The sequence below is a fragment of the Elioraea sp. Yellowstone genome (assembly GCF_006704265.1).
Classification (GTDB): Bacteria; Pseudomonadota; Alphaproteobacteria; order Acetobacterales; family Acetobacteraceae; genus Elioraea.
This window is the reverse complement of record NZ_VIKA01000144.1, coordinates 1-7,745: the sequence shown is the minus strand read 5'-3', so window position 1 is coordinate 7,745 and position 7,745 is coordinate 1. Positions and strand designations below refer to the sequence as shown.

Annotated in this window: 6 protein-coding genes, 1 tRNA gene and 1 pseudogene; 3 read left to right on the top strand and 5 right to left on the bottom strand. The window is 71.9% G+C overall.

Annotation, left to right across the window (positions count from 1 at the left end; genetic code table 11):
• The 3 genes and pseudogenes from FK498_RS15580 to FK498_RS15570 all read left to right on the top strand — a co-directional run.
• Positions 1-388: pseudogene (locus FK498_RS15580) on the top strand (hypothetical protein); the annotation flags it as partial.
• Positions 385-1,317 carry a polysaccharide deacetylase family protein gene (locus tag FK498_RS15575; protein ID WP_141856133.1) on the top strand — a complete coding sequence of 311 codons (933 nt, stop codon included), beginning with the start codon at positions 385-387 and terminating at the stop codon, positions 1,315-1,317. The pseudogene FK498_RS15580 and the gene FK498_RS15575, both read left to right, overlap by 4 nt.
• Complete coding sequence (locus tag FK498_RS15570) at positions 1,314-2,243, top strand: 3-keto-5-aminohexanoate cleavage protein (RefSeq protein WP_141856131.1); 930 nt, start codon at positions 1,314-1,316, stop codon at positions 2,241-2,243. The genes FK498_RS15575 and FK498_RS15570 overlap by 4 nt, the downstream gene beginning before the upstream one ends.
• 98 nt (positions 2,244-2,341) lie before the next feature.
• Here the strand turns inward: FK498_RS15570 and FK498_RS15565 are convergent.
• From FK498_RS15565 to FK498_RS19405, 5 genes are all read right to left on the bottom strand, one after another.
• Positions 2,342-2,416: transfer RNA gene (locus FK498_RS15565), tRNA-Lys, on the bottom strand.
• Between the two features lie 145 nt (positions 2,417-2,561).
• Positions 2,562-3,128 (bottom strand): peptidylprolyl isomerase, encoded by a 567-nt coding sequence (locus FK498_RS15560; protein ID WP_141856129.1) that lies wholly within the window; start codon positions 3,126-3,128, stop codon positions 2,562-2,564.
• A gap of 22 nt (positions 3,129-3,150) precedes the next feature.
• Positions 3,151-3,702, bottom strand: a complete 552-nt coding sequence (coaD, locus tag FK498_RS15555; protein WP_141856127.1) for a pantetheine-phosphate adenylyltransferase — start codon at positions 3,700-3,702, stop codon at positions 3,151-3,153.
• A complete protein-coding gene (gene gyrA, locus FK498_RS15550; protein ID WP_141856137.1) occupies positions 3,699-6,422 on the bottom strand; it encodes a DNA gyrase subunit A in 2,724 nt (907 codons plus the stop codon). Before gyrA ends, coaD begins: the two co-directional genes overlap by 4 nt.
• A 92-nt stretch (positions 6,423-6,514) precedes the next feature.
• A partial coding sequence (locus FK498_RS19405; protein WP_161988444.1) for a hypothetical protein occupies positions 6,515-7,745 on the bottom strand: 1,231 nt, incomplete at its 5' end.

Here is a 7,745-nt window from a genome sequence, read left to right as displayed (position 1 = left end):
GCTCGGCGACGGCGGCGCCGGAAGCGCCGTGGCGATGGCGATCGCCGCCGAGGCGCCGGCGCGGCTCGCGCTGCACGACTGCGACGCGGCGCGGGCGCACGACCTCGCCCTCGCCGTCGCCGCGACCTTCCCGGGCATGCGCGCGGAGGCGGCGCTCGAGGAGGCGGAGGTCCTGGTCAACTGCACCCCCGTCGGGATGGATCGCGACACCCGCCTGCCCTGCCCGCCCGACCTGGTCCCCCGCGGGGGCGCCGTGTTCGACATCGCCAACCGCCCCGACACGCCGCTCGTCCTGGCCGCGCGCGCGCGCGGCTCGGTCGCCGAGCATGGCTGGAGCATGATGGCGGCCGAGATCCCGCTGATCCTCGACTGGATGCTCGGGCCGTGACGGCAGGGCGCGTCGCGATCCTGCACGCCGACGATGTCGGCATGTGCCACGGCGCCAATGCCGCCTTCCTCGCCCTGGCGCGCGCGGGCGCGATCGATTGCGGCAGCGTCATGGTGCCGTGCCCCTGGTTCGCCGAGATCGCCCACGCGGCCGCAGCCGATCCGTCGCTCGACCTTGGCGTGCACCTGACGCTCACCAGCGAGTGGATCGGCTACCGCTGGGGGCCGGTCGCGATCCGCGCCCCCTCCGCCGGCCTGACCGACGCCGAAGGGGCGTTCCACCGCGACGTCCCGTCGCTGCGCGCGGCCGCCGACCCGGTGGGGGTCGAGGAGGAATGCACCGCGCAGATCGAGCGTGCGTTCGCCTCGGGGCTCGATCCGACGCATCTCGACACGCACATGGGAGCGGCCCTGGCGCCGGAGTTCCTGGCCGGCACGCTGCGCCTCGCCGAGCGCTTCCGGCTGCCACTGCTGCTGCCCCGCCGCATCGAGACCTATCTCGCGGTGTTGCGCCTGGGCGCGCTCGATCCCGGCGTCTATGCTGGGCTCGCGGATCATCCCTGGGTCGCGCCGATCGATGCCTTCGCGATGACGCCCGGGCACGCGCCGGGCGGGGCGGAGGCGGCCTACCGCACGCTGCTCGAGGGGCTCGGTGCCGGCACGACCTTCGTCGCGCTGCACCCGAACATGCCGGGCGACATCGAGGCGATCACCGCGGGGCATGCGCGCGCGCGGCCGCACTGGCGCATCGACGAGGCGGCCCTGTTCGCCTCCGGCGCGCCCGCGCGCTGGCTCGCCGAGGCCGGGATCGCGCGCGCCTCCCTGCGCGGCCTGCGCGACGCGATGCGCGGCGGCAGCGCGCCGACGCCGCCTGCCGTGACGGAAGGAATGCCCGTGACGACCCCGCCCGCGCCGGAGAACCGAGCATGACCACACGCAAAGTCATCATCACCTGCGCCGTCACCGGCGCGATCCACACGCCCTCGATGTCGCCGCACCTGCCGGTCACGCCGCAGGAGATCGCCGAGGCGGCGATCGGGGCGGCCGAGGCGGGGGCGGCGATCGTGCACCTGCACGCGCGCGATCCGCAGACCGGTCAGCCCGACCAGTCGCCCGAGGCCTTCCTGCCCTTCCTGCGGGTGATCAAGCAACGTGCGAACGTGGTCGTGAACATCACCACGGGGGGCGCGCCGACCATGCTGGTCGAGGAGCGCGTACGGCCGGCGCAGGTGTTCGCGCCCGAGATCGCCTCGCTGAACATGGGCTCGATGAATTTCGGCCTCTACCCGATGCTGGCCCGCTACAGGGAGTTCAAGCATGCGTGGGAGCGGCCCTATCTCGAGGGCTCGAAGGAGCGGATCTTCAAGAACACCTTCGCCGACATCGAGTTCATCCTCTCCTCCTGCGCCGAGAACGGCACGCGCTTCGAGATCGAGTGCTACGACATCGGCCATCTCTACACGCTCGCCCATTTCCTCGACCGCGGCCTGGTGAAGCCGCCGCTGTTCGTGCAGTCGGTGTTCGGCATCCTGGGCGGGATCGGCACGCATCCGGAGGATGTCGCCCACATGAAGCGTACTGCCGACCGGCTGTTCGGCCGCGACTACCAGTGGTCGGTGCTGGGCGCGGGACGCAACCAGTTCGCGATCGCCGCGCAGGCGGTGGTGATGGGCGGCCATGTGCGCGTCGGGCTCGAGGATTCGCTCTGGATCGGACCCGGCCGGCTCGCCCGCTCGAACGCCGAGCAGGTGACGCGCGCGCGCCAGCTCGTCGAGGGGCTCGGGCTCGAGGTCGCGAGCCCGGACGATGCGCGGCGGATGCTGGCGCTGAAGGGGGCAGACAGGGTGAACTTCTGACGTCGGCGCGCCGAGCGTCGCCCCTGATGCGCCGGGTGCGGCACGCGGAGCCGGGGCGTGGCCGTTCACGCAGCGGCGCTCGGCAGGCTGCGAAGGAGTGGAGGGCCGGGTGGGGATCGAACCCACGACCCACGGATTAAAAGTCCGCGGCTCTACCGCTGAGCTACCGGCCCGCCCTTCCGCCTTCTAGAGCAGATCGCATACGGCTGGAATCAGCCGCATGCGTGAAGATGCTCGCGAGGACAGGTTGGAGCGGTTTCCACTCCTGTGGAAACCGCTCCAGGCCCGCCAAGTCCGGACCGTCGAAACCGGCGGTCGTCACTCCCTCACGTCGGCGGCGACGCGCAGGCGCAGGATCCGGTCGGGCGGCGGGGCAACCACGCCGTTGCGGTTGCGATCGCCGCGCTTGATCCGGTCCACGAACTCCATGCCCTGCACCACGCGGCCCCAGATCGTGTACTGGCCGTCGAGGAAGGGGGCAGGCGCGAACATGATGAAGAACTGGCTGTTCGCGCTGTTCGGATCCTGCGCCCGCGCCATCCCCACCGTGCCGCGCAGGAACTTCGCGCTGGTCGAGAACTCGGCCGGGATGTTCGGCAGGTCCGAGCCGCCCGTGCCCGTGCCGGTCGGATCGCCGCCCTGGGCCATGAAGCCGTCGATCACGCGGTGGAACGGCGTGTTGTCGTAGAAGCCCCGGCGCACCAGCGTCTTGATCTGCTCGACATGCTTCGGCGCGAGATCGGGACGGAGCTCGATCACCACGCGCCCGTCCTTGAGATCCATGAACAGCGTGTTCTCGGGATCGCGCGCCGGCCCTTGCGCGTCTGCCGCCGTGGCCGAGAACAGGAATACCGCGCCCAGCAGCGCACGCTTCAGACCGGTCATGCGTCCCTCCCGTGGTTGCCGTTCAGTCGTGCGCCGATCCGGAGCCGGACGCAAGCCGTCCCGTCGCGCCGCGCTCGGCCACCTTCGCCGCGATCCGCCCGATCACCGGCGCCGAGACGAAGGGCGAGATGTCGCCGCCGAGCAGCGCGATCTCCTTGACGAAGCGGCTCGAGATGAAGTGCACGCCTTCCGAGGCCATCAGGAACACGGTCTCGATCCCGGGATCGAGCCGCGCGTTCATGCCCGCCATCTGGAACTCGTACTCGAAGTCGCTGACCGCGCGCAGCCCGCGGATGATCACGCGCGCGCCGATGCGACGGGCGAACTGGATCAGCAGGCAGTCGAAGGGCTGCACCTCGATCACGGTGCCGTTCCGGCTCGCGATTGGCGCCGTCTCGGCCTCGAGCAGCGCGACGCGCTCCTCGAGCGAGAACAGCGGCCCCTTGCCGGCATTGGCGGCGACACCGACCACCAGCGTGTCGACCAGCTTGGCCGCACGGCCGATGATATCGAGATGTCCGCGCGTGGCGGGATCGAAGGTGCCGGGATAGAGGCCGATGCGACGCCCGCTCATGCCGCCTCGCCCTCGGCCTCGTCCTCGACCACGCGGAACACCGAGGTGACGTGCTCGTCGTCCTCGATGCGGAAGAGCATGACCCCCTGGGTGGCGCGGCCGGCGATGCGGATGTCGTCGACCGGGATGCGGATCGTGCGGCCGGCATCGGTGACCAGCACCAGCGCGTCGCCGTCGCGCACCGGGAACGACGCCACCGCCGCACCACCGTTCCTGCGCGTCAGCGCGACGCCGGTGATGCCCTGGCCGCCGCGCGCGGTGACGCGGTACTCGTAGGCCGAGGTGCGCTTGCCGTAGCCGCCCGAGGTGACGGTGAGCACGAACTCCTCGGCCCGTTCGAGCTCGGCCAGACGCTCCGCCGCGAGCGTGATCTCGGCCGCGGTCTCGGCCTCCTCGAGGCTCTCCTCGGGCTCGCCGCTGCGCCGCTTCGCCGCGGCCGCCTTGAGATAGGCCACCCGCTCCTCGGCGGTTGCCTCGACATGGGTCAGCACCGAGAGGCTGATCACCTCGTCACCCGGGGCGAGGCGGATGCCGCGCACCCCGGTCGAGGTGCGGCCGGCGAAGACGCGCAGCTCCTCGGCGACCGGGAATCGGATCGCGCGGCCCCTGCGCGTGGCCAGCAGCACGTCCTGATCCTCGCGCACCGCCTGCACGTCGATCAGCCGCTCGCCGTTCTCAAGCTTCATCGCGATCAGGCCGTTCTGGCGCACGTTGCGGAAGTCGGACAGGCGGTTGCGGCGGACATTGCCCTGCGAGGTCGCGAACACCGCGTAGTGGCTGTCCCACAGCGCCTCGTCCGACGGCAGCGGCAGCACGGCGCTGATCGACTCGTCCGGCTCCAGGTTGCCGAGCAGCTGGCGGATGTTGCGACCGCGGCCCTGCGGCGGCGCCTCGGGCAGCCGCCAGACCTTGAGGCGATACGCCCTGCCACGGCTGGTGAAGAACAGCACCTCGTCGAGGTTGTTGGCGACGAAGATGCGCGTGACCGCATCCTCCTCGCGCGTGGTCATGCCCGTACGGCCGCGCCCGCCGCGCTTCTGCGCGCGGAACGCGGAGAGGGGCACGCGCTTGATGAAACCCTCGCGCGTCAGCGTCACCAGCATCTGCGCGGGCTCGACCAGGCTCTCGTCGTCGAGGTCGCTCTCGGCATCCTCGATCACGGTGCGGCGCGGCGAGGGGAAGGCGGCCTTGATGGCGATGAGCTCCTCGCGGATCGCGGCAAGACGGCGCGGCTTCGCGGCGAGCAGCGCCAGGAGCTCCTCGATCTGCCCGGCGAGGCCGGAGAGCTCCTCGGCGATCCTGTCGCGCTCGAGCCCGGTCAGGCGCTGCAGGCGGAGATCGAGGATCGCGCGCGCCTGCGCCTCGGTCAGCCGCAGCGTGCCGGCCGCCGTCAGTGCATTCGCCGGATCGTCCACCAGCGCGAGCAGCGGTGCCAGATCGGCGGCCGGCCAGTCGCGCGCCATCAGCGCCGCGCGCGCCTCCGCCCCGTCGGCGGAGGCACGGATCAGCGCGATCACGGCATCGATATTGGCGACCGCGACCGCAAGCCCGATCAGCGCGTGCGCGCGCTCCCGCGCACGTGCCAGCCGGAAGCGGCTGCGCCGCACCAGCACCTCGTCGCGGAAGGCGAGGAAGGCCTGAAGGATCGCCTTGAGCCCCATCTGCTCCGGCCGGCCGCCGGCGAGCGCCAGCATCTGCACCGGGAAGGAGGTCTGCAGCCGGGTGAAGCGGTAGAGCTGGTTCAGCACGATCTCGGCATTCGCGTCCCGCTTCACCTCGATCACCACGCGCACGCCCTCGCGGTCGGACTCGTCGCGGATGTCGGTGATGCCCTCGATCCGCTTCTCGCGCACGAGCGCCGCGATCTGCTCGAGCAGGTCGGACTTGTTCACCTGATAGGGGATCTCGGTGACGACGATCGCCTCGCGATCGCGGCGGATCTCCTCGACGGTCGCGCGCGCGCGCACCGTGATAGCCCCGCGCCCCGTCTCGAAGGCGGCACGGATCCCGGCGCGGCCGAGGATGATCCCTCCGGTGGGGAAGTCGGGGCCGGGCAGTTTCTCCATCAGCCGCGCGAGATCCGCCTCCGGCTCGTCGATCAGCGTCACGGTGGCGTCGATCACCTCGGCGAGATTGTGGGTCGGGATCGAGGTCGCCATGCCGACCGCGATGCCGTTGGCGCCGTTCACCAGCAGGTTGGGGAAGGCCGCAGGCAGGACGCGCGGCTCCTCGGCGGTCTCGTCGTAGTTCGGCTGGAAGTCGACCGTGTCCTCGTCGATTCCCTCCAGCAGCGACTGAGCTGCGCGCGCGAGCCGCACCTCGGTGTAGCGCATCGCCGCCGGCGGGTCGCCGTCCATCGAGCCGAAATTGCCCTGGCCGTCGATCAGCGGCAGGCGCATCGCGAAGGGCTGCGCCATGCGCACCATCGCATCGTAGATCGCCGCATCGCCGTGCGGGTGGTACTTGCCCATCACGTCGCCGACCACGCGGGCCGACTTGCGGTGCGGCCGGTCCGGCGCGTAGCCCGCCTCGTGCATGGCATAGAGGATGCGCCGGTGCACCGGCTTGAGCCCGTCGCGCACGTCGGGCAGCGCGCGTGCGACGATCACGCTCATGGCGTAGTCGAGGTAGGAGCGCTTCATCTCCTCCTCGAGCAGCACAGGAGCGATCTCGTTCGGGCCCTGCTCGCCCGGGCCGGGGGGCTTGGTGCTGTCGGTCACGTGGCGTTCCCTGGGCGGCCCGGTCATGGCCGCTCCGGCACGCTACCCCAGGCCATGGTGCGCCGCAACAAACGGCGGCGGGAGGCCGGTATTCAGCCCTCGGGAAGCCCGGCGGCGCGCAGCCCGGCGGCGTAGTGCGCCCGGTCCTCGGCGCGCGCGAAGGGGGCGGTGGCGAGGAAGCGCTGCACGGTGAAGCCCGGCTCGAGCGCCAGCAGCCGGGCGCGGGCCTCGGCCGCCTCCGCCGTTCGGCCGAGATGGCCGAGCGCGGCGAGATAGGGCTTCCAGGCCGCCGACAGGCCGGGATTCATCTCGGTGACCTGCATCCCGAGCGCCACCACCTGCTCGTGCTCGTGCAGCAGCAGATGCGGGATCATCAGCGCGGTGTCGAACAGGAAGGCGTGCGGGTCCATCGGCGAGAGCCGGCGGTAGCGCGTGATGCGGGCCAGCGCCTCGGCATGATCGCCGCGATAGGCATGCGCCACGCCGGAGAACACCCAGGCCATCGGCAGGTTCGGGTTCAGCGACAGCGCGCGCTCGTGCAGCCGGATCGCCTCGTCGAGCCGGTGGTGCAGGAAGCTGCGCACGTGCCCGGCGATCGCGAAGGCGCGCGCATCGGACGGGTCGAGCAGGATCGCCTTCTCGGCATGGGTGCCGGCGCGCGCGAGCGCGGTCTCCTGGTCCTCGGCCCAGCCCTGGCCGACCAGGAAGACGTGCCAGTAGGCGAACCAGGCATGCGCCGCCGCATTCTCCGGCTCGCGCGCGATCGCCCGGGTCAGCAGCCGTCCCGCCTCGAGGAAGGCCTCGCGTTCGAGCCGGTAGATCGCCGGGATCGCGCGCAGGACGAGCTCGTAGGCGGACGGGTCGACGGGCGGGCGGGAGGCCGCGCGCTTGGCCTCGATCAGCAGGATCTCGGGATCGATCTGCGCCACCACGGCGGCGGCGATCTCGTCCTGGAGCGCGAGCAGGTTCGCCGCCTCGCGGTCGAAGCGCTGCGCCCAGACCACCTCGCCCGCGGCGTGCAGGTCGAGCAGGCGCAGGGTGACGCGCACCCGCTCGCCGTCCGCCTGCACCGAGCCCGTCAGCAGGAAGTCGAGATCCAGTGCGCCGCGCAGCGGCAGCGGGTCGGCGTTCGGGCCGAGGAAACGCGCGAGCGAGGCGGAGGAGACGACCGCGATCCAGCGGAAGCGGGACAGCGCCGTCGTGATCTCCTCGGCGAGCCCGAGCGAGAGGTGCTCCTCCGCAGCCGAGCCCAGGGTCTGCAGCGGCGCGGTGCCGAGCCGCGCGCCGCGCGCCGCCGACCGGCGCGGCGGCGCGGCAGGGGCC

Bases quoted from the DNA above. Each gene is read 5' to 3' on its own strand.
- FK498_RS15570 (WP_141856131.1), top strand. From the start codon at position 1,314: ATGACCACACGCAAAGTCATCATCACCTGCGCCGTCACCGGCGCGATC.
- FK498_RS15560 (WP_141856129.1), bottom strand. From the start codon at position 3,128: ATGACCGGTCTGAAGCGTGCGCTGCTGGGCGCGGTATTCCTGTTCTCG.
- coaD (WP_141856127.1), bottom strand. From the start codon at position 3,702: ATGAGCGGGCGTCGCATCGGCCTCTATCCCGGCACCTTCGATCCCGCC.